At 47.8% G+C, this 839-nt stretch carries 1 protein-coding gene; it reads right to left on the bottom strand.

All coding sequences use genetic code 11. The features are described 5' to 3' along the window. Nucleotides 1-56 precede the first annotated feature (56 nt). A partial coding sequence (locus B2899_RS01240; RefSeq protein WP_286883437.1) for a hemolysin family protein occupies nt 57-839 on the bottom strand: 783 nt, incomplete at its 5' end.

Raw genomic sequence — 839 nt, 5'->3', positions numbered from 1 at the left:
AAGCAACATATACTTTCCTACACGTATAAAAAAGGCCGCGTCTCCGCGGCCTTTCGCTATTCCTTCATTCCACTTGCATATATTTCTTCTTCCCCGGTGCTCTCGCTCTTCAGCAGGGCCGCTTCCTCAGCTTTATCCAGCTTGCGCAACATCAATCGAACAATCCGCAAGTGATCTACTTCAATTACCCTGAATTCGTAGCCGTGCGCATATACAGCCTGCCCTACCTGAGGCGGAAATTCAACCTGGGAGAATACCCAACCGCCGATCGTGTCATAGTCATCGGAATTAATTTCCAAACCAAAACGATCATTGACTTCCTCAATCAGCAGACGACCGTCCACCGAATACGTCGTATCGGCTTTCTGCTCGATATGCGGGCGTTCTTCGTCGAATTCATCCTGGATTTCTCCTACGATTTCTTCCAGGATATCCTCAACGGTCACCAGACCCGCCGTACCGCCATATTCATCGATAACAATCGCCATCTGCGAACGATTCCGCTGCATTTGCTTCAGCAAGTCGCTGATATGAATCGATTCAGGCACGCGCTCTACCGGGCGGACAATCGAACTTAATTCATTCTGATTCTCGCTCATATACAAACGGTAAATATCCTTAATATGGACGAACCCGACAATATTGTCTTTATCTCCGTCAGCTACCGGATAACGGGTGTGCATCTCTTCCATGACGGTTTTAAATATGTCTTCAAACGGATCATCCTGGAATACGCATACCATGTCGGTACGCGGAATCATAATTTCGCGGGCGTTGCGCTCCGCAAATTCGAATACGTTGTCCACCAATGTCAATTCCGTCTGGTCAATTAAACCGCT

It is taken from the genome of Aneurinibacillus sp. UBA3580 (assembly GCF_002375825.1).
Classification (GTDB): Bacteria; Bacillota; Bacilli; order Aneurinibacillales; family Aneurinibacillaceae; genus Aneurinibacillus; species Aneurinibacillus danicus.
The sequence above is the reverse complement of the archived record's forward strand: the minus strand, read 5'-3'. Positions and strand labels throughout refer to the sequence as shown.